General features: G+C 68.4%; 23 protein-coding genes and 1 pseudogene. 12 read left to right on the top strand and 12 right to left on the bottom strand.

Annotation, left to right across the window (positions count from 1 at the left end):
- Nucleotides 1-28: 28 nt before the first annotated feature.
- Genes FU658_RS03840 through FU658_RS03835 form a run of 3 tightly spaced genes read right to left on the bottom strand, consistent with a single transcriptional unit; the run spans nt 29 to nt 2806 of the window.
- On the bottom strand, nt 29-2068 hold the full coding sequence (locus FU658_RS03840; RefSeq protein ID WP_147890880.1) for an ATP-binding protein: 2040 nt from the start codon (nt 2066-2068) through the stop codon (nt 29-31).
- A 49-nt stretch (nt 2069-2117) separates the two neighbouring features.
- On the bottom strand, nt 2118-2366 hold the full coding sequence (locus FU658_RS15025) for a winged helix-turn-helix domain-containing protein (RefSeq protein WP_255505395.1): 249 nt from the start codon (nt 2364-2366) through the stop codon (nt 2118-2120).
- Entirely contained in the window at nt 2330-2806 is a 477-nt protein-coding gene (locus FU658_RS03835; RefSeq protein WP_255505394.1) for a response regulator transcription factor, read from the bottom strand. Before FU658_RS03835 ends, FU658_RS15025 begins: the two co-directional genes overlap by 37 nt.
- Nucleotides 2807-3198: 392 nt before the next feature.
- On the opposite strand from FU658_RS03835, the gene FU658_RS15020 reads away from it, so the two are divergent.
- Together FU658_RS15020 and FU658_RS03830 are read left to right on the top strand one after the other, a co-directional pair.
- Nucleotides 3199-3327, top strand: coding sequence for a hypothetical protein (locus FU658_RS15020; RefSeq protein WP_255505393.1), 129 nt, complete (start codon nt 3199-3201; stop codon nt 3325-3327).
- 20 nt (nt 3328-3347) lie between these two features.
- The gene (locus FU658_RS03830; RefSeq protein WP_147890879.1) at nt 3348-3554 is read left to right on the top strand and encodes a hypothetical protein; all 207 of its coding nucleotides are present in this window, start codon (nt 3348-3350) and stop codon (nt 3552-3554) included.
- Between the two features lie 33 nt (nt 3555-3587).
- Here FU658_RS03830 and rpe read toward each other — a convergent pair whose 3' ends face one another.
- From rpe to FU658_RS03815, 3 genes are read right to left on the bottom strand one after another with little or no spacing between them, the layout of a single operon-like run.
- The gene (rpe, locus tag FU658_RS03825) at nt 3588-4262 is read right to left on the bottom strand and encodes a ribulose-phosphate 3-epimerase (RefSeq protein WP_147890878.1); all 675 of its coding nucleotides are present in this window, start codon (nt 4260-4262) and stop codon (nt 3588-3590) included.
- 2 nt (nt 4263-4264) lie between these two features.
- Nucleotides 4265-4600, bottom strand: coding sequence for a J domain-containing protein (locus FU658_RS03820; RefSeq protein WP_147890877.1), 336 nt, complete (start codon nt 4598-4600; stop codon nt 4265-4267).
- Nucleotides 4600-4986: a c-type cytochrome gene (locus FU658_RS03815; RefSeq protein ID WP_147890876.1), complete on the bottom strand. Its 387-nt coding sequence runs from the start codon at nt 4984-4986 to the stop codon at nt 4600-4602. The genes FU658_RS03820 and FU658_RS03815 overlap by 1 nt, the downstream gene beginning before the upstream one ends.
- Nucleotides 4987-5094: 108 nt before the next feature.
- Between FU658_RS03815 and FU658_RS03810 the strand changes: the two genes are divergently transcribed.
- From FU658_RS03810 to FU658_RS03800, 3 genes are all read left to right on the top strand, one after another.
- Complete coding sequence (locus FU658_RS03810; protein WP_187265899.1) at nt 5095-5991, top strand: phosphoribosylaminoimidazolesuccinocarboxamide synthase; 897 nt, start codon at nt 5095-5097, stop codon at nt 5989-5991.
- A 13-nt stretch (nt 5992-6004) separates the two neighbouring features.
- On the top strand, nt 6005-6481 hold the full coding sequence (locus FU658_RS03805; RefSeq protein ID WP_147890874.1) for an Mpo1 family 2-hydroxy fatty acid dioxygenase: 477 nt from the start codon (nt 6005-6007) through the stop codon (nt 6479-6481).
- 63 nt (nt 6482-6544) lie between these two features.
- Complete coding sequence (locus tag FU658_RS03800) at nt 6545-7432, top strand: DMT family transporter (RefSeq protein ID WP_147890873.1); 888 nt, start codon at nt 6545-6547, stop codon at nt 7430-7432.
- A gap of 63 nt (nt 7433-7495) precedes the next feature.
- Here FU658_RS03800 and FU658_RS03795 read toward each other — a convergent pair whose 3' ends face one another.
- From FU658_RS03795 to FU658_RS14310, 6 genes are all read right to left on the bottom strand, one after another.
- Nucleotides 7496-9994 (bottom strand): efflux RND transporter permease subunit, encoded by a 2499-nt coding sequence (locus FU658_RS03795; RefSeq protein WP_147890872.1) that lies wholly within the window; start codon nt 9992-9994, stop codon nt 7496-7498.
- A gap of 10 nt (nt 9995-10004) precedes the next feature.
- Entirely contained in the window at nt 10005-11135 is a 1131-nt protein-coding gene (locus FU658_RS03790; protein ID WP_147890871.1) for a WD40/YVTN/BNR-like repeat-containing protein, read from the bottom strand.
- A 153-nt stretch (nt 11136-11288) separates the two neighbouring features.
- Nucleotides 11289-12644: a DUF1329 domain-containing protein gene (locus FU658_RS03785; protein ID WP_147890870.1), complete on the bottom strand. Its 1356-nt coding sequence runs from the start codon at nt 12642-12644 to the stop codon at nt 11289-11291.
- A 29-nt stretch (nt 12645-12673) separates the two neighbouring features.
- Nucleotides 12674-14626: a DUF1302 domain-containing protein gene (locus FU658_RS03780; protein WP_187265898.1), complete on the bottom strand. Its 1953-nt coding sequence runs from the start codon at nt 14624-14626 to the stop codon at nt 12674-12676.
- 24 nt (nt 14627-14650) lie between these two features.
- Nucleotides 14651-16462, bottom strand: coding sequence for a lipase (locus FU658_RS03775; protein ID WP_187265897.1), 1812 nt, complete (start codon nt 16460-16462; stop codon nt 14651-14653).
- Nucleotides 16463-16476: 14 nt separating this feature from the next.
- Entirely contained in the window at nt 16477-16812 is a 336-nt protein-coding gene (locus FU658_RS14310; RefSeq protein WP_187265896.1) for a hypothetical protein, read from the bottom strand.
- Nucleotides 16813-18014: 1202 nt separating this feature from the next.
- Here FU658_RS14310 and mbhE point away from each other — a divergent pair.
- From mbhE to FU658_RS15930, 7 genes and pseudogenes are all read left to right on the top strand, one after another.
- The gene (gene mbhE, locus FU658_RS03765; RefSeq protein WP_147890866.1) at nt 18015-20309 is read left to right on the top strand and encodes a hydrogen gas-evolving membrane-bound hydrogenase subunit E; all 2295 of its coding nucleotides are present in this window, start codon (nt 18015-18017) and stop codon (nt 20307-20309) included.
- Entirely contained in the window at nt 20306-20737 is a 432-nt protein-coding gene (locus tag FU658_RS03760; RefSeq protein ID WP_147890865.1) for an MnhB domain-containing protein, read from the top strand. The genes mbhE and FU658_RS03760 overlap by 4 nt, the downstream gene beginning before the upstream one ends.
- Nucleotides 20734-21126 (top strand): Na+/H+ antiporter subunit C, encoded by a 393-nt coding sequence (locus FU658_RS03755; protein ID WP_147890864.1) that lies wholly within the window; start codon nt 20734-20736, stop codon nt 21124-21126. Before FU658_RS03760 ends, FU658_RS03755 begins: the two co-directional genes overlap by 4 nt.
- A complete protein-coding gene (locus tag FU658_RS03750) occupies nt 21123-22583 on the top strand; it encodes a complex I subunit 5 family protein (protein ID WP_147890863.1) in 1461 nt (486 codons plus the stop codon). The genes FU658_RS03755 and FU658_RS03750 overlap by 4 nt, the downstream gene beginning before the upstream one ends.
- Nucleotides 22580-22921: a Na+/H+ antiporter subunit E gene (locus FU658_RS03745; protein WP_147890862.1), complete on the top strand. Its 342-nt coding sequence runs from the start codon at nt 22580-22582 to the stop codon at nt 22919-22921. Before FU658_RS03750 ends, FU658_RS03745 begins: the two co-directional genes overlap by 4 nt.
- On the top strand, nt 22918-23196 hold the full coding sequence (locus FU658_RS03740; protein ID WP_147890861.1) for an MrpF/PhaF family protein: 279 nt from the start codon (nt 22918-22920) through the stop codon (nt 23194-23196). Before FU658_RS03745 ends, FU658_RS03740 begins: the two co-directional genes overlap by 4 nt.
- Nucleotides 23193-23438 (top strand): annotated as a pseudogene (locus FU658_RS15930) (cation:proton antiporter); the annotation flags it as partial. The gene FU658_RS03740 and the pseudogene FU658_RS15930, both read left to right, overlap by 4 nt.
- Nucleotides 23439-23440: the final 2 nt, after the last annotated feature.

The following is a 23440-nucleotide window of genomic DNA, read 5'->3' as shown; positions in this document are numbered from 1 at the left end:
GTCAGGGACGACCCCGACCCGGCGCGGGCTACACCAGCTCCTGCAGGATCATGCGGAACTCCACGCCTTCTCCCCCGCGCAGGTTGGAGGCCTCGGCGCGACCGCGATGAAGCGCCGCCACCAGGCGGACCACGTACAGGCCCAGCCCCAGGTGGCTGCCCTCGCCACGGCCCTCGCGTACGCTGACCAGCGAGTCGAACAACTTGCCATGCATGCGCCCGGGCAGCGGCGGCCCCTGGTTCGCCACGGCCAGGCACACGCCGCCGGGCACCGGTTCCAGGCTGATGCGCACCCAGCCGTCTTCGGGGGTGAACCCGCGCGCATTGTCCACCAGCTTGTCGAGCGCCTGCGCGACCAGGTCCGGGGCCACGCGCATCGGCAGCGGCGACGTGGGCACGCTGACCTGCAGTGCCCGGGGTTCGAGCAGCGCGCGGTAGCCCTCGGCGCAATCACGCACCAGTGCACCCACGTCGACGAGCTCGGCGTCGGCATCACCGACCGCGCGCTCGATGCGCGTCGCCTCGCTCATCTGCCGCACCAGCGTGCCCAACCGGTCGACCCCGCTGCGCGCGCGCGCGACGCAGGCGCGGTCGGCCTCGGGCAACTGCGCCGCATCGATGTTGTCCAGCGATCCGCGCACGATGGCCAGCGGCGTGTTGATCTCGTGCGACAGCTTGCCCGCCAGGCCCTGCAGGTAGTCGCCGTAGCCGGCCACCTCGTCCAGCAGGCGCGCGAAGCTCCTGGCCAGGTCGCCCACTTCGTCGCGGCTCTCCGAACGCAGCTCGCGTGCGCCCCGCGCGCTGACGCGGCCATCCCGGTCCAGGGCGGTTTCCGCCACGTCGCGCAGTCGCCGGATGCGCCAGCTCAGTCGCCCGGCGAAGAGGAAGATCACCCCCGCCGAGCCAACGAAGGCGAGCAGGCTCAAGCCCAGCAGGCGCAGGAGTGCCTGGTCGGCGAGCAACAGCACGCTCGGGTTCTCGCGCTCCAGCACCAGTGCACCGCGCGCCTGCGACTCCCCTTCCCGGCGGAGCGGCACCGCCACGGACAGCCACTGGCGCTCTCCGGTGGCATCGCGTCGCCAGGTGCTCGAGGCTCGTCCGGCCAGGGCCTCACGCACTTCATCTGGAGCGCTGCGCGGCGAGGCATCGGCGACGGGATCGCGGGAGGCGTCGGCCGAGCTCAGAAGGATGCGATAGAGATGACGCCGCCACCAGGGCACCTCGCGAGCGCCCTCCGGCAGCATCGGGTCGCCCGCCTGCGCCATCACCCATCCGGCGGAGTCGACGATCCGGCCACGCACGCCCGGGGCAAGCAGTTCCGCCAGTGGCGCCGACAATCCCGGTCGGTCGGCGAGCAGCGGCCAGGTCCGGGCGACATCCCCACCCATGCCCCATTGGCGCAAGGTTCCGTCGGAACCCGCATCCACCACGCGCAGGGCCAGCGCCTGTGGCGCGTAGCCTTGCGGCAATGCCATTTCCACGACGTAGCCCTCGGCCGTCTCGCGCCAGAAACCCTCCACCCGCAATGGCGGGGGGCCGCCGCCGCCATCGACCAGGTTCACCGGCCCACTGCCGACATTGGCGATGCGCAGCGATACGCGGCCCTGGGGACCGTGCACGTCCAGCAGCAGGTGATCGCGTTGCCCGGCAATGGGCCAGTGCGCCTCGGCCGGTTGCCTGTCGCCGTCGGCCACCCTCGCAAACAGGTAAAGCTGGTCCTCGTGGCGCCCCAGGGTGAGTTGCAATGCGTCGGGCACGCTGTCGTCGAGCTGGCCTCCGGCGCCGGCGAAGCGGTAGGCCGGCAGCAGCAGGGCCCGCCAGGCCCCGTCGGCATGGCCGTCGAGTCGCGGTGCCGACGGCATCGACTGGACGAACAGGGCCGGACCGGCCGGGGGCAGGCCATCGGGCCGCTGGGCGACCGCGCGCGACAGTGCTTCGGCGGAGGCCGACAGGGCCTGGGCCTCGCCCGCGCGCATCAGCCCCTCCATCTGGCGCACGAAAAGCCAGCCCGTGACCGGCAGCACCAGCAGGGACAGGGACACCAGCAACAGCTTCGCGCGCAACCTCATCGGCCCGCCTCCGGGCCCGGGCGGGCCCGGTCCAGCACCGGAGCGGCCTTCAGGGCCGCCACCGGTATCCGGCGCCGTGGACCGTATCGATCTCGTCGAACGCCGGGTCGACCTGCTCGAACTTGCGGCGGATCCGCTTCACGTGCGATGTCACCGTTGCGTCGTCGACGACCACCTGTGCCTCGCGCATGAGCTGCTCGCGTGATTTCACGTGGCCCGGATGACGCAGCAGCGCATGCACCATCCAGAACTCGGTCACCGTCAGCGGCACGTCATGCCCGAGCCGGGCCACGCGCATGCGCTCGAGCTCCAGGCGCGTGCCACGGAGTTCGAACACCTGCTCCCGCGAAGTCGCGCTCGCATCGCCTCCAGGCGCCGGAACAGCGCCTGCACCCGTGCGGTGAGCTGCGGCAGGCTGATGTCCTTGCCCAGGTAGTCGTCGGCACCGAGCCTCAGGCCCGAGATCACGTCGAGGTCGGAATCGCGTGCGGTCAGGAACAGGATCGGCAGCGTGGCCGAGCGCGCCCGCAGCTCGCGGCACAGTTCGAAGCCGCCCTCGGGCTCGTCACCCAGGCCGATGTCGATGATCACCAGGTCGGGAAGCCGCAAGGAAAAGGCATCCCGCGCACTGGGCCGGTCGGCGAAGGCCAGCACGGCGTGGCCGTACCGGCGCAGGGCCTGGGCGTAGTTCTCGCGCAGGTCGGGCTCATCTTCCACGATCGCAACGGTTCTGGTCATGGGCCGAGCATAGGCAGCCGACCCGGGCCAGGCAATCGATTGCCCGACAACGGCCACAAGTCGTCGCCGCGGTGCCCCGGATCGCCACGCCACGCACCCTGCCGCACGGTGCAATGGCACTGAAGCCGCCCTCCCGGCGGCGTCATCCAGGGAATCCAGATGAAGCACACCGACGCATTGCCCGTCCGCCCGCCGAACCCCACGCCTCCCCATGAGCGGGTGACCCGGGCGGTGCGATTCGGTTTTTGCAGGCCGCCCCGCGAAGGCGTCGCGCCCCCGGCCGATGGCTCGGGTCGCGGAAGTGAAACGGCCCGGCGCCACACTGTTCCCGTCGATTGCGGCACACGGGTGGCAGGCCGGGACCGGACCCGGGTCCCGAGGGAGAACGAATGATGAACGAGCACACCGCAAGTGCACGTCGCGTCGACACCAGGCCCGCCAACCTCGGCCTGAGACTGTGTGTCGCGATGGCCTACACCGCAATCGGACTGCTGCTGCACCTGGCGCCGGCGAGGCGCTGACCCACGCCAAGGAGAACACCATGATCCTCATCCCCGACCAGCTTCCCGACGCCCAGGCCCGGCCGGACTGCTTCGAACAGCCCCGGCCACGCTCGGTCCATCTGGGGCTGCAGCGCATGGACTTCCGCCACGCCCTGGCCGCACCGGGTCCGGGCACCCACAGGCCCACGCCGGCGGTGCCCACCCGTCGCCCCGATGCAGCGGCCCCGGAGTGGGCTCCGATCTGACGCCTCGCCGGGTCCTGTCCCGGCGGCTGCCGATCAGCTGCGCGCGGCCTCGACGGCCGAACGCATCCGCGAGATCACTTCGGCGTAGTCGGGGGCGTTGAAGATCGCCGAGCCCGCGACGAAGGTGTCGGCTCCCGCGGCGGCGATCTCTCCGATGTTGTCGGCCTTGACGCCACCGTCCACTTCGAGCCGGATCGGACGGCCGCTGGCATCGATGCGCTTGCGCACCTCCCGCAGCTTTTCCAGCGTCGACGGGATGAACGCCTGGCCGCCGAAACCCGGGTTGACCGACATGAGCAGCACCAGGTCGAGTTCATCGAGCACCCAGTCGAGCACGTCCAGCGGCGTCCCGGGGTTGAGCACGAGGCCGGCCTGGCAGCCCTCGGACTTGATCAGCTGGATCGTGCGGTGCACGTGCTCGCTGGCTTCGGGGTGGAAGCTGATCAGGCTGGCACCGGCCCGGGCGAAGTCGGGGATGATGCGGTCGACGGGGCGGACCATCAGGTGCACGTCGATCGGTGCGGTGATGCCGTACTTGCGCAGCGCCTCGCAGACCATCGGCCCGATCGTCAGGTTGGGCACGTAATGATTGTCCATGACGTCGAAATGCACCCAGTCGGCGCCGTCGGCGAGGACCTTGCCGACCTCCTCCCCCAGGCGGGCGAAGTCGGCGGAGAGGATGGAGGGGGCGATGATGCAGTTCGACATGCTCAGTCCTTGCTCGGCTTGCGGCGTTCTTTCTGGATCGTTTCGTAGGCGCGGTTGATGCTGCTGGCGCGCTCCTGGGCCTGCTTGCGCAGTTCCTCGGCCACCCCCTCGAGTCGATCGGGATGGTATTGCGTGATCAGGCGCCGGTAGGCGCGCTCGACCTCGGCGTCGCTGGCGGTCTCGCTCACGCCCAGCTCCTTGTAGGGGTCGGGTCCCTTGCGGAAGAACCAGCCCGCGTCGAAGGCATGGCCGATCGCCAGACCGATCAGGCCCCCCGCCGGGTGGCGCATCAACAGCCAGCCGGCAATGAAGCCCAGCACTTTTCCATACCAGCGCATCAGGCGTCTCCTCCGGCGGTGTCGTTCTCGGTGGCCGGCGCCGCGGGCCCACCGCTGTCGGCCTCGTCATGGCCCTGGCCCAGCCACGGATAGCGGGCGTACCAGGCCGCCAGTTCGCGGATGTCGCCATCCGACAGGCTGCCCGCCGCGGCATTCATCGCACCGCCCTGGCGGCGGTTGTCGCGATAGTGGGTCAGCGAACGCCGCATGTAGGCTTCGTCCTGGCCGGCGATGTGGGGCGTCCCCGGGATCCGGCTGATGCCCGACTCGCCATGGCAGCCCATGCACAGGCCCAGCTTGGCGGGTCGCTCGGCGGCCAGCGCGGGGCTGCTGGATGTGTCGCCGGGCACCGGGGCGGAACACCCCGCCAGCACGGATGCGGCCATTGCGACCGCTGCAATCGTTGTTTTCATCCCCACAGTTTAGCGGGCGCCCGTGAAGCAGGGGCATCCGGCCCGCTACAATGCCCCGGACACGCCTTCCGGAGCGCTGAATTGTCGACCGTGCTGCACACTTCGAACCTTCCCGGCCTGGAACTGCTGCACCGCGGAAAGGTCCGCGACGTCTACGCACTACCCGGCGAACGGCTGCTGATGGTGGCCACCGACAGGCTGTCGGCCTTCGACGTGGTGCTGCCCGACCCGATCCCCGGCAAGGGCGAAATGCTGTGCCAGATGTCGAACTTCTGGTTCGACAAGACCCGGCACCTGCTGCCCAACCACCTGACCGGCGAACCGGTCGAATCGGTGCTGCCCGAAGGCGTCGATCCCGCCCTGTACGTGAATCGATCCGTCGTGGCGATGCGCCTGAAGCCGCTGCCGGTCGAGGCGATCGCCCGCGGGTTCCTGATCGGTTCGGGCTGGAAGGACTACCAGGCCACCGGCGAACTGTGCGGCATCCGGCTGGCGCCGGGGCTGCGCCAGGCGCAGCAGTTGCCGCAGCCGATCTTCACCCCGTCGACCAAGGCGTCGGTGGGCGACCACGACGAGAACGTCAGCTTCGACCATGTCGTCGGACTCATCGGCCAGGACCTGGCCGATCGCGTGCGCACCGCGACGCTGGCCATCTACCGCTTCGCCGCGCAATATGCCGCGACACGTGGAATCCTCATCGCCGACACCAAGCTGGAGTTCGGCCTCGATGCGGACGGCCAGCTGCGGGTCATGGACGAGCTGCTCACGCCCGACTCCTCGCGTTTCTGGCCCGCCGACGAGTGGCGCCTGGACACCAGCCCGCCGAGCTTCGACAAGCAGTATGTGCGCGACTATCTCGAGACGCTGGACTGGGACAAGACCGCGCCGGGGCCCTCGCTGCCCGGCGAGGTGATCCAGGGCACGCGCCGCAAGTACGCCGAGGCGCTGCGACGCCTGGCCGACATCAGCCTCGACTGAGCCCGGAGAGCGCATGGACACGACACACCCCCGACCGATCGATCGCTGGCTGGGCAGCTATTCCGGGGACCATCGCGACCCGGTCAACCAGGTCATCCACCTGGTGTGCGTCCCCCTGATCGTATGGTCGGTGCTGGCGGTGCTGTGGACCATCCCGGTGCCGTCGATGCTTGGGCGGCCGGGCTTTTGGGCCGGGATGGCGATGTTCCTGAGCCTGCTGTACTACTGGCGGCTGAGCCGTCCGCTCGGCCTGGGCATGCTGGTGGCCTACATCGTCCTGGGGCTTCTCACCCATGCGCTGTTCGAGCTGCTGGGAATGTGGCTGCTGTGGATGGCACTGGGCGTGTTCGTCGTGGCCTGGATCGGCCAGTTCATCGGCCACATGTTCGAGGGCCGCCGGCCCAGCTTCCTGACCGACCTGCAGTACCTGCTGATTGGTCCACTGTGGACCCTCTCCAAGCTGTTCAGGGTCCTGCGCATCCGCTGGTAGCACCCGCCCCGCCCAGGGCTCCCGCGGACAGGCTGCCGCGATCCTGCTTCCGGACCACCGCCCATGCCCGCGCGCGACATCGCCATCCTGCTCCTCATCTGCGTGGTCTGGGCGGGTAACTTCCTGACGTCGGCCTACTCGCTGCGGGAGTTCCCGCCGTTCCTGTTCACCGGACTGCGCATGGCGCTGCTGGCCGTGATCCTGGTGCCCTTCCTGAAGCCGGCCGCGCCCGGGCAATGGCCACGCCTGGTCGCGATCGCACTGGTCATGGGCGTGCTGCATTTCGGCTTCAGCTTCTGGGGGCTCCAGCTGGCCGGCAACCTGGCCTCCCCCGCCATCGTCATGCAGAGCTACGTGCCGATGGCCGCGCTGCTGGCGTGGTTCGCGCTGGGCGAACGCTTTGGCTGGCGCACGGCGGCGGGCATCGGCGCCAGTTTCGCCGGGATCCTGGTCCTCGGACTGGATCCACTGGTGCTCCAGGCGCCCGCATCGCTGGTGGTCATGCTCGCTGCCGCGGCGTTCCTGGCGGTCGGCACGGTGCTGATGCGCGGGCTGGTCGGCCAAAGCCTGTTCAGCCTGCAGGGCTGGACGGCGGTCCTGGGCGTCGGGCCACTGCTGTTGATCGGCTTCATGTTCGAACCCGGCGCACGCGCGGCCTTCGACGGGGCCAGTTGGATCGGCTGGGGTGGCGTGGCCTATTCCGCCCTGCTGTCGTCGCTGCTGGGCCACGGCCTGTACTACCGCCTGCTGCTTCGCCACAAGGTGGCCGACGTGACGCCATGGCTGCTGCTGGCGCCGGTCATGGCGGTGGGGCTGGGCATCGCCTTCTGGGGCGACCGGCCAGGGCCGCGCCTGTACCTGGGCGGTGCGCTGGTGCTTGGCGGCGTGTTGTTCGTCGCCATGCGCGCCCGCGCCAAGGCGCGTCCGCTGCCACCTGCCGAGGACGCATGAACCCATCGCCCCGGAACGCACACGGGCCCCGAAGGGCCCGTGCGGAATCACGCGATGGAAGCGTTAGTGCGGCGGTGCATCGTGGGCGTGCGCGCCGATCCGCTTGGGGCGAACCAGCCAGCGCAGCAGCGCTGGCAGCAGGATGATCGCGCCGACCATGTTCATCAGGAAGAAGAAGCTCAGCAACACGCCCATGTCGGCCTGGAACTGCAGTGCCGAGAAGATCCACGTGCCCACGCCGACCGCCAGGGTCAGGCCGGTGAAGATCACTGCGGTACCGGTGAGCTTCAGCGCGCGGAAGTAGGACTCGGTCAGGCTCATGCCGCGATCGAGGAACTCCTTCATGCGGCTGTAGATGTAGATCGCGTAATCCACGCCGATGCCGACTCCCAGCGCCGCCACCGGCAGCGTGTTGACCTTCAGGCCGATGCTCATGAAGGCCATCAGTGCATTGGCGAGCAGCGAAACGACGACCAGCGGCACGATGATCGCCAACGTCGCGCCACCGGAGCGGAACGCCAGCAGGCAAAGCAGCACCACGGCACCGTATACGTAGCCCATCATCGGCCAGCGCGCCGCACTCACGCGCTCGTTGGTGGCCGCCATCACGCCCGCGTTGCCGGTGGCCAGTCGCAGGTTGACCGCGTCGGATTCGAAGAACTGTCCCTCTTCGGCGGCCTGTTCGGCCAACTGCTCTCGCAGGTTCACGCCGGGATACCAGGCCTCGTTGGCATCGCGGAACTCCTTCACCGCATCGACCACCCGGGTGATCGTCTCGGCCTTGTGGTCGGCCAGGAACGCGGTCACCGGGATCGCCGAACAGTCGGCATTGAGCAGGCCCGAGTCGGTCTCGAAGCCCTGGGTCGCCACGCGCAGGTTGTCCGGGTTGCGCGGCAGCACCCGCCAGCGGATCGAGCCGTCGTTCCAGCCGGCGTTGACGATCTTTGCCGCCATCGGCAGGTGCAGCACCTGCTGGACGCCCTCGACGTTGCGCAGGTGCCAGCCGAGCCGGTCGATCAGCTCCATCGCCGGATAGCTCAGCGTGCACGCGTCCGGGCGCGCCTCGGCGACGATCGTGATCGAATCCACGCCCAGGGCGAAGCGTTCGGTGATGGCCTCGGCGTCCTGGTTGAAGCGCGCTTCAGGCCGCAGCTCCGGCACGCCAGCCTCGGAATCGCCCACGGTCATCTTCTGGCCGTAGATCGCGCCGAAACCACCCAGCGCCAGAGCGATCACGATCGCGATCAGGGCCGGCCCCGGCTGCGAGATGCGGGTCAGGAAGTGCCAGAAACGATCGAAGTGGCCGATCCGCAACAGCGCCTTTTCGCGCGAGCGCGCCGGGTGGGCGAAGTCGATGAAGGACAGCAGCACCGGCAACAGCACCAGGTTGGTCAGGATGATCAAGGCCACGCCGATGGACGCGGTGATCGCCAGCTCGCGGATGATCTGGATCGGGATCAGCAGGATGGTCAGGAAGCCGACGATGTCCGAGGCCAGCGCCACCGAACCCGGGAGCAACAGTTTCGCGAAGGCGCCCTTCGCGGCGCTGAGCTTGTCCCGTCCTTCGCCGGCATGGCTGGCATCGATGATCTCGCCGCCAAACAGCCGTTCGTTGATCCAGGCGTTGATCATCTGGACGCCGTGCGAGACGCCGATCGCGAACACCAGGAACGGCGTCAGGATGTTCATCGGGTCGATGCCGAAGCCGAGCATGCGCAGCGTGCCCAGCGTCCAGATCACCGCGATGACCGCCGCGAAGATGCCGATCGCCGCGTGCCGCGCCGACCGCGTGTATCCCCACAGCAGCAGGAAGGTCAGCAGCACCGTGACGGCGAAGAACACGACCACCGAGCGCGCGCCGTCGGCGATGTCGCCCACCACCTTGGCGAAACCGATGATGTGGATGGTGTGCTCGTCATCCTCGTACTGCTGGCGGATCGCCTCGAGCTCGCCGGCCACCTTCTGGTAGTCCAGGCCTCCCGGGACCGAATCCTCGGGAATCAGGTCGGCCCAGATCATCGCCCCCGACCAGTCGCGCGCGACCAGCCGGCCCAGGATGTTGGCCTTGACGATGTTGCTGCGGACCGTGTCGAAATCGTCCTCGGTCAGCTCCACACCGGGCAGGTTCGGCGCAAAGGTGTCGGGGATCACGTTGCCGCCGGCGAAACCGTCCTCGACGACCTCGACGAAGCGGACGTTGGGGGTGAACAGGGAGCGGGTACGGGCGTCGTCCACCTCGCTGATGTTGATCACGTCGCGCGAGACGTTCTCGAACACCTGGAAGAACGACTGGTCGAACATGTCGCCTTCGCGCTTGACCACGGCGATGAGCACGCGGTTGGCACCGCCGAACTCCTGCTCGTAGTCCAGGAATGTCTGCATGTACTCATGCTCGAGCGGGATCTGCTTCTTGAACCCCGCATCGACGCGCAACTGGCTCGCGAAGAACAACATCACCGCGGTCAACAGCGCGAAGACGATCAGCACGAGCATCCGGTTGCCGAACACGATCGTCCCGGCAATCCGCTGGAAGGGGCCCTGGCCCTGGCGTTGGTGTTCCATGGTGTCTCCGTCAGTCCAGGCGTCGGGTGCGGTCGACACCGCGCTCGCCGACCAGGATGAAGCTGCCATCGTCGCGGGCGGCGGGGGCCGCCAGTACCGGCGTCTCGCCCTCCTCGTTGGTGTACGTCAGCGCGGTGAAGGGCTGGTCGCCCGACGGGCGCCACAGCATCCTGCCCTCATTGCCCACGAGCAGCGCACCGCCGCCGGGCAGTGCCAGTCCGCCCATCAGGCTGGCCTCGGTACCGGTGTCGACGCGTTGCCAGCTGTCACCCAGGTCGAAACTCTCGAACACGTTCCCGCGCAGCCCCAGCACCATGACGTGGTCGTCCTCCCAGGACAGCACGCCGAACATCGAACCCTCGTAGGGCAGGCGGAACCTCTCCCAGCTTTGGCCCTCGTCGCGCGAACGGAACATCGTGCCGCGCTCGGCGGCGATCATCAGCGCTCCGCTGCCGGTGCGCACGATCGCATTCAGATGCGGATCGTCCTCGGCATCGAGCATCAGGTCGTCGGCGGAGAAGTTCCAATCGTCATCGTCGTCGACGATGAAATCGTCCTCGTCCGAGCCCGGGTCTTCCTCGTCGACCGGTGCCCCGGCCGCGATGTCACCACCGATGTCTTCGGCCTCTTCGGACAGGAAGCGGCTGGTCCAGCTCGCACCACCATCGGTGGTCTCCAGCAGCAGGCTGAACGCGCCGATCGCGAAGCCGCGCCCGGTGTCCAGGAACAGCACGTCGAGCAGGGGCACGCCGGCCTCGGGATCGAAGCCACCGATGACCAGGGGTTCGGCCCGCTGGCGCTCCCAGTGCGAAGGGCCCGACGGCGCATGCAGGATGACGCCGTCGTGGCCGACCGCCCAGTAGCGCCCGTCCACATGGGCCACGGCCGTCAGCGTACTGCGCGTCGGCACGTGCTCGGCCTGGGTCCACTCGATGCCGTCGGAGGAGTGCAGCACGTGCCCGCGCTCGCCCACGGCGACGAAAAGGCCGCCGCCATCGACGATGTCGAGCAGCAGGCTCTGCGCCGCCCTCGGCATCAGCTCTGCATCGAGCAGCGCCGGGTCGTCCTTCGCCACGCCCTCGCCGAAGTCATCGGGTTGCCGGGCATGCGCCGCGGTGGCGGTCACGGCCATGCAGAGCATGGCAAGCAGTCCTTCTGAGGACCGGCGTCAAAGCGGCCTTGGGCATCGAGCCTCACTCCCCGTCGCAGCGGACGCAGGCACCAGCTCAGGCCGCCGCGACAAATCTCGTTCTTGGAAAAGGACGCCGCCCCCCGGGCGGCCGGTCCGGATGCATCAGCGCACGCCGCGGTTGCGAAGGTTCTGCGGCGAGAAGTTCTCCGGCGAGGTCTGGAAGCCGAAGTCGAACGGCGACTCGTCGTTGTCGACCAGGCCCACGATGTAGCGACCGCTGCGCAGGTCGTAGTGGGTCTCGAGGGTCGGCATGATCGTCGGCATCTCGTAGTAGTTGATGACCGCCGCCTCGGAATGACGCCACAGGTTCCCCTGGCCGTCGTAGTGGTCGATCATCAGGATCTGCCAGCTGTCCTCGTCGACGTAGAACGTGCGACGGCTGTTGATGTGACGCGCGCCCGACTTCAACGTGGCATCGACCACCCACACGCGGTGCAGTTCGTAGCGCATGTAGTCGGGGTTGAGGTGGCCGCGCTGGATCAGGTCACGCGGGCTGACCTGCGGGCCGTGGGCCTTGTAGGCGTTGTAGGGCACGTACATCTCGCGCTTGCCCACCAGCTCCCAGTCGAAACGGTCCAGGGCGCCGTTGAACATGTCGGTCATGTCATTGGTGCGCAGACCGTCCGACGCGGTGCCCGGGTTGTCGTAGGCGACGTTGGGTGCACGGCGCACGCGACGCTGGCCCGGGTTGTACACCCACGCCTGGCGCGGGGACTCCGAGGAGTTCATCGTCTCGTGCACCAGCAACACCTGGCCGGCCAGACGCGCCGGACCCAGCACCTCCTGGTAGAAATACAGGAGGATGTTGTTGATGCTTTCCGACGTCGCCCCCGGGCGGTAGTACAGGCCCAGCAGCTCCTCGCGCAGGCGGACCATGTTGAACTGCCCGCTGGCGGTCACCGCCGCCTGGTTGGAGTAACGCTGGATTGCCACGCCCTTGTACTTGAGCTTGTGGTTCCAGATCACTTCCTGGCCGTTGCTCGGGATCGGGAACGGGATGCCCTCGGCACAGTTCGCCACGCCCTCGCCGTTGGCCACCAGCTGGCACTGGTCGGCATAGCGCTTGGTGAACTCGTAGGTGCGCTCCGGGAACGAGGCCGAGCGACGGGTCGGGTAGACGTCCATGCGATACGTGTCGTAGCGCTCGAACATCCCCTTCTGGCCTTCGCTGAGCTTGTCGGCATGCTCGCGATAGTTCTGCGGGGTGATCTGGAAGCGCACTTGGTCGTTTGCGAACGGGTCCGGATGGAACTGGCCCACGCGGTAGCCCGACGGCGGCTGGGTGATGCCACCATCCCACGCGGGGATGGTGCCATCGGCATTGCCGGCCCGCTCGGCGCCGACCGGCGTGAGGTCGTTGCCGAGGCGGCTGGAGTCCGCCACTGCGAGCGGCGCGCCCACAGCGAAGACCCCGGCACCTATCAGGACCGCGATCGCGGTCTTTTTCAGGTTGTACATGTGTGAATCCCTCCGAAGCTCAGCGTGGGTCAGAACGAGTAACGGACCAGGAACGATGCGAAGTCGCGGTCGTGGATCTGGTTGAACGGCTTGCCACCGGTGAACACGGTGTAGCTCAGGTCGAAGCCCCAACGGTTGAGGTAGGTCGCCTCGACACCTATCGTTCCAGACTTCCGCCCCTCCAGGAAGTTCCCGCCCGGCCCCGGTGTGATTCCGTTCACGTCGTGGTTGAACGCGATGCGTGGCGAGACCACGAACGGGGTGCCGAACGCATTGTTGTAGTCGGCGCGCGCCGCCACGCGATAGCCCCAGGAGAAGCTGGTCGGGAAGCCGCCCACCTGCGTGACCGGGTTGCGCAGGCCGCCGGAGGTGAAGTCTGGACCACCGCCGGTGTCGGTACCCTCGCCTTCGTAGCGCAGCACGCTCTGGTCGGGGAGGTCCCACACCTTGGTCGCACCCACCTCGAGGACGGTCGCGATCTGGCTGGCACGCATGAAGTTGCCCGGCCCGAACAGCTTGGTGAACGTGTTCTGCACCTGGGTGACCTTGTGGCGGTCCCAGCCCTGCACGTAGTCGCCAAAGCCGAAATTGCCGAGCTGGCTGCGGAAGCGCAGGCCCGGCTGCGGGATGGCCACGTTGAGCGGAGTAAGGCCGGCGAACAGCAGCTCGACGTCATCGATCTGCAGCGGCATGTTCGGGCGGTAGCTCACCTCGCCCTGCATCGCGACGCCACCCGGGATGTTGGTGTTCCAGCTCAGGCCGAACAGGTCGATGTCCTCGGGATACTCGAGGAAGTAGCGACCGGTGGTCGGCGAACCGCCGGTGACCGCGATGCCGGAGATGACCGGGACGCGGCTGTGGTAGCGCAGGTAGTACAGGCCGAACTCGGTCTCCCACAGGGCCTGCGAGTAGTAGCGTGCCGCCACGCCCCACTGGCCGCTGTCGCGCGCGTGGTTGTTGGGCGCGCGGGCGAAAGCGCCCGAGCAGCCCGCTCCGATCAACTGCAGGGCCGTCGCCTGGCCGTAGCGCTCCGAGAGTTCCGCGAGGCGGTCGCTGTTGGCGAAGCCGGCCGGCCCCTGGAAGCAGGTGTCGTAGAACAGCTCGTGGTTGTTCACCGGCTGCGGCAGGTAGCCGAAGTTGAGCATGACGTGGTTGCCACCCGGCGCGGCGAAGTCGTTGGCGCTGAAGTAGGTGCCGGAGGCATCGATCTCGATCTCCTCCCACTCGAACATGTAAACGCCTTCCACCGACAGGTTCTGGGTCAGGTTGAAGGACACGTACAGCGCATCGATCGGCAGGAAGGCCTCGCGCAGTTCGGCACCGGCGACGCGCAATGCCGACAGGTCGACCGGGTTGATCACGTTGATGCCGTTCTGGATGAACGTGCTCTCGCCCCAGCTCACCACCTGGCGACCCAGGCGCACGGTGCCCGACCCGGTCTCGCCGAAGCTGAAGTCGTTGAAGACGAAGGCATCGAGCAGGCGGAAGCGCTCACCGATACGCTGGCGGGCCTCTCGGTTGAGGTCGCTGCGGTTGGCGTTCTCGAAATCGTAGAAGTAGGTCGCGCGGGTGAAGGCACCCCAGTTGCGCCAGTTCAGGGCCAGCTCGCTGGTGATCTTCGCGGTCGAGGCGATCAGGTCGCCCTTGTCGTACTTGATGTTGCCGTCGTCGCGGTTGGCCGAGAAGCGACCGCGCGCATTGAGCAGCAGCGCCTGCGCGGCGGCGTAGTCGCCCTGCGCCTGCAACTGGCTGACCTGGAAGATGATCGTCGGGTCGAAATAGGCTTTCGCCAGGAGATCGTCGGCCTGGTCCTGCATGCGCACGGATGCGCCGTAGGAAATGGTGGTGTCCAGGCTGCCGGTGAGTTCGCCGCGACTGAAGTCGACGGCGAAGGCGGACGGCGAAGCCAGCAGCGCAGCGGCCACGGCGAGAGCCATCGGGGTGCGGGCCTTGGGCCCGCGGACCATGTGCAGGTTCTTCATGATGTGCATGTCCTCGAGTCGGGCTTATTCGGTGCGGATCACGTCTTCATCGGTCACCACGACGGCCGTGCCGCCGCTGACGATGAAGCTTCCGGCCTGGGTCTGCATCTCGGTGGTCACCGCGATGAAGCCAGTCGGCGACCCCGGCGGATGCAGCGCATCGCTGCGTGCCGGGCTCAGGAGCGAACCGTGTTCGCCCTGGGTGAAGCGCACGGCGGCGCGAACCGCCTCGCCCTCGTTCGTGTACACGCCTGCCTGGGTGATGCTGTCCAGGCCAAGCACACGGATGAGTGGTTCGGTGCCCGAAAGCGGGGCGCCGGTGACGGCGTTGGGCACCACCTGGTCGGGCAAGTTGACGACACCACCGGACAAGGTGTCGCCACCAACGACCTCATGCAGCAGGAAGGCGTTGCCCGCCGAGAATGCTGCGATGTTGATCGGGTCGGCGGAGTCGATCACCGTCTGGGCCGCGCCCAGGAACTGCGCGAACTGCGGCGTGCCGGGCATGACGCCGACCTGCTCCAGACCGGCACGGATCACCGGGCCGAAGGTGGCCGAACCATTGAGCAGCTGGGCGATGCCGCCACCCGCCACCGAGATCACGCCCACGCCCACGGTCGGCTCCATGCTGACGAAGCCGGTGCCGATGATGCCGCCCAGCGACTGGCCGACGAAGCTGACGTCGCTGCCATCGAAGTTGATCACGCCACCCACGCTCATGCCGTCGATGGAAACCGCGAGCGTGAACAGGTCGACGATGCCCTGGCGCATGTTGTCGCGCGAGGTCAGCAGGGACGACAGGTTGATGAAGTAGGCACCGGAACCGTCGATGCCGGCCTCGCCGTCGAGGTCGAGGTTGAAGTGGCGCTCCCGGCCACCCAGCGCTCCGACCATCGGACCCTCCGCGTACAGCGGGTTGGCGGGATCGGTGATGCCGTGCAGCGGCAGGTCGATCGAGACCACCGCATAGCCCTGGGCAGCCAGGCCGGCAGCCAGCGCGATCGCGTCGGTGCGGTTGCGGGTGATGCCGTGCTGGTAGATCACCACCGGCCAGCCGTCGGCAGGCTGGGTCCGGCCCGAATTCGCATTCGGCACCGTCACCAGCACCGGGATGCGCACCGTGTCCTTCTGCGCCGGGAACGGATTGGCATAGGTCAGGTTGGTGGAGTTCGGGTCCAGCCCGAACTGGTCGAACGGCGGCACGTACGCGCCCGGGTTCGCCTGCCAGAATGTCTGCAGCGGCGTCGGGTCGTTGGGCGCCTCGGCGGCGTCCAGGTAGTACGGCAGGTTCATGGCACCGACGATGAGGTCGGCCACCGGCGGCACCGGCGCGACATCACCGATCGTGAGGCCGGTCGGCACCAGGGTGACCGCCGCGGGCTGCACGGTCGAGCGCACGGCCTGCAGCACCGGGCTGATGCTCTGCGTGGTGAAGGTCCAGCTCAGCGCGATGTTCGTGCGCGGCACCCCTGCGGCCGCGGCCGCGGCTTCCTGGGAGTTGGTCAGCAGGCGCAGCGGCTCGAGCGCGCAGGCCTGCTGGTTGGTCAGCGCCGGGATCTGGCTCTGGCCGTTGACGCACAGCGGGGTCTGGCTCTGGGTGAAGAAGTAGGTCTGGTCCGGGGTGGCCGGGTTGCCCTGGCCGTCGCGGACCGAATTGGTCAGCACCACCATGTAGCTGGTGATCTGCTTGAGCGGGCGCAGCGGCACGATGGCCACCGTGCGGCCGGACGGATCGGTGCCCACCGGTGCGACGGCGAACTCCTGCGCGGTCAGCTCGCGCTCGACGCCGGTGACGCCGCCACCGGGGCCCGAGAGGGTGACCTCGAACACACGCACGCCGTTGCCCGGCGTCAGCGTGGCCGATTCGGTGCGCTGCTGAAGGAGGTGGTGATCGGAGTCACCGTACCGAATCCGTCAAGTGCACTGATGGCCACGGCGGGGTCGCCGAAGTTGCCCGGATCGGCCACTGGCGGGTTCAGGGTCAGGTCGGTCGTGCCCTGGAACGCCAGGTTGATGGCCGAAGGAAGGACCGACGGCGATGCCGCGGGATCGAAGCGGGCGGTGATGACGCCGGTCACCGGCGGTGCCGGCGGCACCGGCACGGAGCGTCCCTCGCTGCTGGACCCGCCACACGCGGCGAGCAGCACAGTCGACAAGGACGCGGCCAAAAGGAATCGGGCCTTCATTGTGTATTCCCCCCCAGGGAAAGGATGCGTTAAATGCAGAGGTATCTTAGGTGTGACTTTCACGCGTTGGCAATGCTGTAGCGTACGGAGTTCCGGGGCAGTTGGGTTGCTGCGTCGCAGCATGTGGGCACGCACCGCACCCGCGCTCAGGATGCGGCACCGCTCCGGGACCCCGGGAGCGCCGGGAAGCTGGCCGCGTCCGGGTCGAATCCGCGCGGCTGGATTCCAAGTCGCGACCACACGGCCGCAGCGCCGACATCCAGGTCGCCGCGGGTGCGATGCGACTGGCTCGCGACCCGCCCGATCCTGCCCGGCAATCGCAGCAGCAATGCCTCGAGCACCCGGCAGGGACCATCGGGCACTCGTAGCAAACGCGCTTGCGGCACGCGACGGCCAAGGCCCGCGCCAGCATTTCATCGAACGCGAGGACCTCGCCTCCCGGTGCCGGCCATGGGCCAGGCCCGATGTCCGGGTTCTGCGCCGCGCGCACCAGGGCTTGGGCCAGGTCGGCGACATGCACCGGTTGCCGGAGGCCGGTCGCCCCGCGCGGCAGTGGCAGTGCTCCGGTGCGCCGCGCGAGGGCAAGCAGCGGGGTGATGCTTCGATCCCCCGCACCCCAGATCAGCGTGGGCCGCAGGACGACCACAGGCCACGCCCTGTGTCCGGCGCGCGCGAACAGGGCCTGCTCCGCGTCGAGCAGACGCCGCGCGACCTCGCGCTCGGACCGATGGCCACCAGCAGCCTTGGTGCTCGCGCTCATCGATGACAGCGCGACGACCACCGTACCCGGCGGCCACTCCGCCTTTGCGAGATACCCGGCGAACGCGTCCAGGGGGCCTGCACTGACCACGTGCGTTGGCGACCCGACCTCCGCTGGGTTCGCGGTATTGAGGTCGCCCACGTGCCAGCGCACGCCCCGCGATGGCGTGGACGTCCTCGCCGCGCGGCTCAGTGCCTGCACCGCGTCTGCAGTGGCGGCCAGCCGTTCGAGTACGGCCGCCCCGACCCCACCACTTGCACCGACAACCAGCCAGTTCCGTTCCGCCACACGCCCTCCCATGGGCGATTCCCTCGCCACCGCCTGCACGCCACCTCGACCCGATTGGCCGTCAAATGCGCGTTTGATAGCATAGCCGTCTTGATTTCGCGGCCCGCGGCGATCTTCGATCGAGGCCCAACCGCCACGCACCCCAGTGGAGACCATGGCCGAACCACATTCCGGCAACGACGCCCCCCGCCCTCCTGCCACCACCTCGCGGCTGGCATGGCTGGCGCTGATCCCGGCGACGCTGTTCCTGCTGGCGCTGATGCAGCTGGTGCGCGGCGATGGGCCCGCGTCGCTGGCACTGGCGTGGATCCCGTCGCTCGGCATCGACCTGCACTTCCTGCTTGACGGGCTGTCCCTGCAATTCGTGCTGCTGATCACCGGTATCGGCACGATGGTCCTGGTCTACGCCGGCGGCTACATGGCCGGGATGGCCCAGCGCGAGCGGTTGTTCGTGCTGCTGCTCCTTTTCATGGTGGCGATGATCGGCTGCGTCACCGCCGACAACCTCATCGTGCTGTTCGTGTTCTGGGAAATGACCAGCCTGACGTCGTTCATGCTGGTCGGCTTCAAGCACGAGTACGAGAGCTCGCGGAAGTCCGCGCAGCAGGCGCTGATGGTGACGGCTGGCGGCGGCCTGGTGCTGCTGGCCGGCCTGATCCTGCTGGGCAACATCGCCGGCACCTTCCGCATCTCGGAGATCGTCGCCACCGCCGACCAGTGGCGCGGCCATGCGCAGGTGCCCGTGGCGATGGTCCTGGTGATCATCGGTGCGTTCACCAAGTCCGCACAGTTGCCGTTCCACTTCTGGCTGCCCAATGCGATGGCGGCGCCGACACCGGTCAGCGCCTACCTGCATTCGGCGACGATGGTGAAGCTGGGCGTCTACCTGCTGGCGCGCCTGGACCCGGCCTTCGACGACTACGCCCTGTGGCAGCAGATCCTGGTGCCGGTCGGTGCGGCCACCTCGGCGTGGGCGATGCTGCTGACGCTGCGCGAGCGCGACCTCAAGCGCATCCTGGCCTGGTCGACGGTGTCGGCGCTGGGCACGCTGGTCATGCTCATCGGCCTGCCCGGCGAGGGTGCGGCGATGGCGCTGGCCGCCTTCCTGCTGGCGCACGCGCTGTACAAGGCGCCGCTGTTCTTCATCGCCGGCAACGTCGACCACTGCACCGGAAGCCGCAACATCGACCACGTCGCCGGCCTGGCGCCGCGAATGCCGTGGTCGGCGACGGCCGCGGCGCTGGCGGCGGTCTCGATGGCCGGCATGCCGTTCTCGCTGGGCTTCGTCGCCAAGGACCTCATCGACGTGGCCAAGGAGGAGGGCCTGGTGCTCTTCTGGGTCAGCTACACGACCGTGTTCGTCAATGCGATCACGGTCGCCGTGGCGGCGGTCGCGGCGATCCGCATGTTCTGGCACCGCGGCGGCGACGAGATCCCGCGCGAACTGCACGAGGCCTCGTGGTCGATGAAGCTGCCGCCTCTGCTCATCGCCTCGCTCGGCGTCACGTTGGGGATCATGCCGTGGCTGGCGAACGCCCTGTTCGAGGGCACGGCGCTGTCGATGTACCCCGGGACCGACTTCGAGGGCCTCAGCCAGGCGGTCGACCATGTCCACACGCTGGGTGCGATCGGCCTGGCCGTGGTGCTCGGCGCGCTCGTCTTCATCTTCTGGGACCGGCTGCACCGGCTCATCGACGACGGCCTGCGGCGCATCGACCCGATCGCTGCGATCGCCTGGTACGAGCGCATGCTGGCCGGCATCCCAACCGTGGCGGGTGCGGTGACACGGCGATTGCAGAACGGCCGATTGACCACCGCCACTGCCATGCTGCTGGTGTTCGTGACCGTGCTGATGGGCTTCGCACTGTGGCTGGGCGCACCGCTGAGCATGCCCGACATGCAGGCGCCCTCGCTGGCCATCGGCGGCGCCAGCGTGGCACTGATCGTGGCCGCGATCGCCGTGTGCGTCATCCGCACGCCGTTCGTCATGCTGCTGGTCAGCGGCTTCGTCGGACTGGGCTCGGCACTGCTGTTCCTGTTCCTGGCCGCACCCGACCTGGCGTTCACCCAGTTCGCGGTGGAGGTGGCCTTCGTCACGGTGATCGCGGCGATCCTGTTGCGCATGCGCCACCTGGGACTGGGGCCGGTGAAGGAGCCGCCGGTGCTGCCACGGGCGGTGGTCGCGGTCGCCACGTCGGCGGTGTTGATGTTGACGCTGCTGGCGGCCACCTCGGGTCCATTCGACACGACGCTACCGGACTACTTCGCCCTGGCCAGCTATCCCGAGGCCCACGGCCGCAATGTGGTCAACGTGATCCTGGTCGACTTCCGTGCCGTGGACACCCTGGGTGAGATCGCGGTGTTGGCGGTGGCGCTGCTGGGCGCATTGCCGCTGTTGGCCATGCTGCGCAAGCGTCGTGGCATCGGCCGCGAAAGGGGGCGGGCATGAGTCCGCGCGCCCTGATCCTCAGCGTCGTCGCGCGCAGCCTGTACCCGCTGATGCTGCTGGTGTCGGTGTGGATCCTGCTGCGCGGGCACAATGAGCCCGGTGGCGGATTCATCGGTGGCATGGTGGCGGTCTCCGCGACCGCGATGCTGGCGGTGGCACACGGGTCGGAGCGCGCCCTGGGCCGGCTGCCGCTCGGCGCGATGCGCCTGGCCGCCGCCGGCGTGCTGGCTTCGCTGCTCAGCGGCGTGCCCGCGCTGTTCCTGGGCCTGCCCTACATGACCCATCTTTGGATGACGCTGCCGCTGGGCTTCACCGAATTGAAGCTGTCCACCGTGCTGGTGTTCGACATCGGCGTGTTCGCCGCGGTCTGGGGCGCACTTGGTGGATTCTGCGCCCAGGCCATCGCCATCGACGAGGAACCCGCATGAGCTGGATGCTCGCCCTGGCCATCGGCGCGGTCCTTGCGGCCGGCGTCTTCCTGCTGCTCTCGCGCAGTGTGTTGCGCGTGGTGATCGGCGTGTCGCTCATCGGCTCGGCGGCGAACCTGATGCTGTTCACCGCCGGCCGGGTCGGCACCGGCTCGCCGCCCGTCATCGAAAAGGGGCTGGAGGCCCTGGTCGATGGCTCCAACCCGCTGCCGCAGGCGCTGGTGCTCACCGCGATCGTGATCGGCTTCGCGCTGACCTGCTTCTCGCTGGTGCTGGCGCTGTCGGTGAAGCAGGAGACCGGTGAGGGCGACACCGATGAACTGCGCGATGCCGAGCCGCCGGCGGGCGACGACGGCAAGCCGGCGATCCTGGAGGACGCACGACGATGAGCGCCTTCCTGGTCGTTTCCCCGGCGCTGGTCCCGCTGGCCTTCGCGCTGCTGACCACGCTGACCCAGGGCCGCGCGCGACTGACCGCCAACCTGAGCCTGGTCGGCGCCTTCACCCTGCTGGGTTGCACGCTGCTGCTGCTCGGGCGCGTGGTTTCCGACGGCGTGCAGCGCACCGCGTTCGGCAACTGGCAGGCCCCGTTCGGCATCGAGTTCGTGGTCGACCCGCTCAGCGCCAGCATGGCGGTGATCACGGCGCTGATGGGCGTGGCCGCACTGCTGTTCCAGCGCTCGAGTGCCGACCCGGCGGAAGAAGTCCCCACGCTGCACCCGCTGGTGCACGCGCTGCTTGCCGGCGTCGCCGGCGCCTTCATCACCGGCGACCTGTTCAACCTCTATGTGTGGTTCGAGATCATGCTGCTGGCCTCGCTTGGACTGCTGGCCCTGGGCATGGGCCGACGCCATCTCGACGCCACGCTGAAGTATTTCGTGCTCAATGCGGTCGGCACGTTGCTGTTCCTGGCCGGCATCGCCGGCATCTATGGCCTGACCGGACATGTGAACTACGCGGCGATGGCCGAGGCCTCCCAGGGCATCGAACCGCTGCGGCTGCTGGCACCGGTGGCCCTGGTGTGCCTGGCCTTCCTGATCAAGGCGGGTTCGTTCCCGGTGTTCGCCTGGCTGCCGGCGAGCTACCACACGCTGCCGGCACCGCTGCTGGCGCTGTTCGCGGCGTTGTTGACCAAGGTCGGCGTGTACGCGGTGCTGCGCATGCTTGGTGACGTGTTCGTGGTCACGCCCGACATCGCCTTCCAGGTGCTGGGCTGGGTGGCGGTGGCCACCATGGTCACCGGCGTGCTGGGCGCGGCCTACCACTGGGACATGCGCCGCATCCTGGCCTTCCACATCGTCAGCCAGATCGGCTACATGCTGCTGGGCATCTCGCTCAATTCCGACCCGGGCAAGATCGGCACGGTGTTCTACATCCTCCACCACATCATCGTGAAGGCGAACCTGTTCCTGATCGCGGCGATCATCTTCAAGCTCACCGGCAGCTACGACCTGCGGCGCATCGGTGGCCTGTGGAAGACGCGACCGTGGCTGGGCGTCCTGTTCCTCGTGCCCGCGCTGTCGCTGGTCGGCATCCCGCCGCTGTCGGGGTTCTGGGCCAAGTTCATCGTGGTGCGCGAGTCGCTGACCCAGGGCGAGATGGCCTGGGCAGCCGCGGCACTGCTGGTGGGCTTCCTGACCCTGTACTCGATGATGAAGATCTGGATGCAGGCCTTCTGGGCCCGCCACCCGGACGAGACATGGACGCTGCCGGCCGCCACCCGCCTGGGGCCGGCCTGGATCGTAACGATCGGCCTGGCGCTGATCACCGTGGCGATCGGCGTCTGGCCGCAGCCGCTGTACACCTTCGCAGAGGAAGCCGCGCGCGTGATGGGGGTGACACCATGACCTGGTTGCTGACCGGCGTGCGACTGCTGCTGCGCTTCCTGTGGCAGGTGGTCACCTCGGGCATTACCACGTCCTGGTCGATCGTGCGTCCCGGCCGTCGCCTCGTACCGGGCCTGATCCGCATGCGCTACGACAACCTCAGCGAGTTCGGGGTGACCGTCCTGGGCTGCATGATCACGTTGACGCCGGGCACCACCACGATCGACATCGATACCGAGCGACAGGAGTTGCTGCTGCACCTGCTCGACGCCAGCCATCCCGTGCGGACGATTGAAAAGATCCGCAAGCAGTTCGAGGCACCACTGCAGTACATGTACCCCGACAGGAGGCCCAAATGAACACGGGCGAGCTGATGGTGATGCTGATCGTGGGCGGTGCCCTGCTGGCGCTGTTCATGGCGCTGGCGCGGATGCTGCGCGGCCCCACCCAGGCCGACCGGGTGGTGGCGCTGGAACTGGTGTTCTCCGCGAACCTCGCACTGGCGACGGCCGCCGCCCTGACGTCGGGCCGGGTGCTCTTCCTCGATGTGGCGATCGGCCTGGCCGTGGTCGGCTTCGTTGCGACGATCGTCTGGGCCCGGTTGATCGACGCCTCGCCGGAGGACGCGGAATGAGCACGCTCGCCCTGATCATCGCCTTCGCCGGGGTACTGCTGCTGGTGGTCGCCGCGCTGGGACTGTTCCTGTTGCCCGATGCGCTTTCGCGCCAGCATGCCGCCACGAAGTCCGCCACGCTGGCGCTGGGCCTGGTGTTGATCGGCGTCGGCCTGGAGGTCAACGATCCGGCCTGGTGGGGGCGCATCGTGGCCATCCTGGCGCTGCTGCTGATGACGCTGCCGGTGGCCTCGCACATGCTGGC

The organism is Alkalisalibacterium limincola (assembly GCF_008017755.1).
GTDB lineage: Bacteria > Pseudomonadota > Gammaproteobacteria > Xanthomonadales > Xanthomonadaceae > Alkalisalibacterium > Alkalisalibacterium limincola.
This window is presented reverse-complemented; position numbering and strand designations above follow the sequence as displayed.

Coding starts and splice junctions, on each gene's coding strand:
- FU658_RS03840 (WP_147890880.1), bottom strand. CDS start 2,068: ATGAGGTTGCGCGCGAAGCTGTTGCTGGTGTCCCTGTCCCTGCTGGTG.
- FU658_RS15025 (WP_255505395.1), bottom strand. CDS start 2,366: ATGCGCGTGGCCCGGCTCGGGCATGACGTGCCGCTGACGGTGACCGAG.
- FU658_RS03835 (WP_255505394.1), bottom strand. CDS start 2,806: ATGACCAGAACCGTTGCGATCGTGGAAGATGAGCCCGACCTGCGCGAG.
- FU658_RS15020 (WP_255505393.1), top strand. CDS start 3,199: ATGAACGAGCACACCGCAAGTGCACGTCGCGTCGACACCAGGCCCGCC.
- FU658_RS03830 (WP_147890879.1), top strand. CDS start 3,348: ATGATCCTCATCCCCGACCAGCTTCCCGACGCCCAGGCCCGGCCGGAC.
- rpe (WP_147890878.1), bottom strand. CDS start 4,262: ATGTCGAACTGCATCATCGCCCCCTCCATCCTCTCCGCCGACTTCGCC.
- FU658_RS03820 (WP_147890877.1), bottom strand. CDS start 4,600: ATGCGCTGGTATGGAAAAGTGCTGGGCTTCATTGCCGGCTGGCTGTTG.
- FU658_RS03815 (WP_147890876.1), bottom strand. CDS start 4,986: ATGGCCGCATCCGTGCTGGCGGGGTGTTCCGCCCCGGTGCCCGGCGAC.
- FU658_RS03805 (WP_147890874.1), top strand. CDS start 6,005: ATGGACACGACACACCCCCGACCGATCGATCGCTGGCTGGGCAGCTAT.
- FU658_RS03800 (WP_147890873.1), top strand. CDS start 6,545: ATGCCCGCGCGCGACATCGCCATCCTGCTCCTCATCTGCGTGGTCTGG.
- FU658_RS03795 (WP_147890872.1), bottom strand. CDS start 9,994: ATGGAACACCAACGCCAGGGCCAGGGCCCCTTCCAGCGGATTGCCGGG.
- FU658_RS03790 (WP_147890871.1), bottom strand. CDS start 11,135: ATGCTCTGCATGGCCGTGACCGCCACCGCGGCGCATGCCCGGCAACCC.
- FU658_RS03785 (WP_147890870.1), bottom strand. CDS start 12,644: ATGTACAACCTGAAAAAGACCGCGATCGCGGTCCTGATAGGTGCCGGG.
- FU658_RS03780 (WP_187265898.1), bottom strand. CDS start 14,626: ATGAAGAACCTGCACATGGTCCGCGGGCCCAAGGCCCGCACCCCGATG.
- FU658_RS14310 (WP_187265896.1), bottom strand. CDS start 16,812: ATGAAGGCCCGATTCCTTTTGGCCGCGTCCTTGTCGACTGTGCTGCTC.
- mbhE (WP_147890866.1), top strand. CDS start 18,015: ATGGCCGAACCACATTCCGGCAACGACGCCCCCCGCCCTCCTGCCACC.
- FU658_RS03760 (WP_147890865.1), top strand. CDS start 20,306: ATGAGTCCGCGCGCCCTGATCCTCAGCGTCGTCGCGCGCAGCCTGTAC.
- FU658_RS03755 (WP_147890864.1), top strand. CDS start 20,734: ATGAGCTGGATGCTCGCCCTGGCCATCGGCGCGGTCCTTGCGGCCGGC.
- FU658_RS03750 (WP_147890863.1), top strand. CDS start 21,123: ATGAGCGCCTTCCTGGTCGTTTCCCCGGCGCTGGTCCCGCTGGCCTTC.
- FU658_RS03745 (WP_147890862.1), top strand. CDS start 22,580: ATGACCTGGTTGCTGACCGGCGTGCGACTGCTGCTGCGCTTCCTGTGG.
- FU658_RS03740 (WP_147890861.1), top strand. CDS start 22,918: ATGAACACGGGCGAGCTGATGGTGATGCTGATCGTGGGCGGTGCCCTG.